The sequence below is a fragment of the Streptomyces sp. WAC05292 genome, from assembly GCF_003949955.1.
Lineage (GTDB): Bacteria > Actinomycetota > Actinomycetes > Streptomycetales > Streptomycetaceae > Streptomyces > Streptomyces globosus.
Genome location: NZ_RPSE01000714.1, coordinates 1 through 1415 on the forward strand (window position 1 = coordinate 1; position 1415 = coordinate 1415).

A 1415-nucleotide genomic window follows, 5' to 3' on the forward strand; every position below is an offset into this window, starting at 1 on the left:
GTCCGGGTCTGGGTAGCCTTGACCGGACGGGATGCGGTGCGGAACCGGTTCAGGGGTGGGCTGTGGGGGGATTCATGGGGCGTCAGATACGAGGGCGCCGTGCGCGGATGGCGGCCTCGGTGCTGGTCATGGCGGTGGCCGCGGGGTGCTCCGGGAGCCCGGCCGGCCAGGGGGCCGGCGGCGGAAGCGGAGTGCCGGTCCCGGGCGGAGGCGGCCCCCTGCCGTCTCCGCCCGCGTCGTCCGCGCCGCCCGCGGGCGGCGCCGGACCGGCCCGCGGGGACGTCCTGCCGGGCATGGTGGACGCCGCGACGGCCCGGGCGCAGCTCGCCTCCCTGACCGTCGCTCCCCCGGGGACGATGGCCGGATACAGCCGGTCCAGGTTCACGCACTGGGCCGAGCAGGGCGACAGGTGCGACACCCGCGAAACGGTCCTCCGGCGCGACGGGCAGGACGTGGTCCGCGACGCCGAGTGCCGGGCCGTCACCGGGACGTGGCGCAGCCTCTACGACGGGGCCGTGGTCACCGAGGCGGCGGAGGTGGACATCGACCACATCGTGCCGCTCGCCGAGGGATGGCGGTCGGGCGCGTCCGCCTGGGACGCCGCCAGGCGGAAGGCGTTCGCCAACGACCTCCGCCGCCCCCAGCTTCTCGCCGTGTCGGCGGCCTCCAACCGGTCGAAGGGCGACCAGGCGCCGGACCGCTGGCAGCCGCCGGACCGGTCGAGCTGGTGCCAGTACGGCCGTGCCTGGACGACCGTGAAGGCCGCCTACGGACTGACGGCCACCGAGGACGAGAAGCGGATGCTGGGGACGATGCTGGACACCTGCTCCTGAGCCGTCAGGCCGCGTACTCGGTCAGGTCGATGGCGTACACCTGGAGGGCGTGGCCCTGCTCGGGGTGCGTGATCTCCCGCTCCGCGGCCATGCCGAGCTTCTCCGCCACGTTCGCCGAGGCGTGGTCGCCCACCCGCACGACGGCGACGACCCGGTCGACGCCCCGGTCCTGCAGGGCGAACTCGAGCGCGGCCTGCGCCGCCTCGGAGGCGTAGCCCTGGCCCCAGAACTGGCGGCCCAGCCGCCAGCGGATCTCCACGTCGGACGGGAGCCCCGGCAGGTCGTCGGCCACCACCGACAGCCCGACCGCGCCGATCAGCTCCCCGGAGCCGAGCAGCTCCACCGCGAACTGCCCGAAGCCCTCGTCGTCCCACTCCTCCTCCCACCGCTCGACCTCCCCGGCGGTGGCGTCCGGGTCGAGGGGCGAGCCGTCGCCGGTCCAGTGCATCACCGCCGGATCGGCGTTGATCTCCGACAGGGGGACGACGTCGTCGTCGCTCCAGCGGCGCAGGAGGAGGCGGGGGGTGCGGATCTCGGTCATGGCACCATCCTGCCGAAGCGGGGTGGGCTGCGGAAATCGGG

2 protein-coding genes are annotated in these 1415 nt (G+C 75.0%); one reads left to right on the forward strand and one right to left on the reverse strand.

Annotated elements, in window-relative coordinates:
- Window positions 1-293: 293 nt before the first annotated feature.
- Window positions 294-833 carry a DUF1524 domain-containing protein gene (locus EF903_RS32560; protein ID WP_125548529.1) on the forward strand — a complete coding sequence of 180 codons (540 nt, stop codon included), beginning with the start codon at window positions 294-296 and terminating at the stop codon, window positions 831-833.
- Between the two features lie 4 nt (window positions 834-837).
- Here EF903_RS32560 and EF903_RS32565 read toward each other — a convergent pair whose 3' ends face one another.
- Window positions 838-1374, reverse strand: coding sequence for a GNAT family N-acetyltransferase (locus EF903_RS32565; protein ID WP_125548530.1), 537 nt, complete (start codon window positions 1372-1374; stop codon window positions 838-840).
- Window positions 1375-1415: the final 41 nt, after the last annotated feature.

Excerpts from the sequence above, each read along its gene's own strand:
- EF903_RS32560 (WP_125548529.1), top strand. The coding sequence starts at position 294 with ATGGTGGACGCCGCGACGGCCCGGGCGCAGCTCGCCTCCCTGACCGTC.
- EF903_RS32565 (WP_125548530.1), bottom strand. The coding sequence starts at position 1,374 with ATGACCGAGATCCGCACCCCCCGCCTCCTCCTGCGCCGCTGGAGCGAC.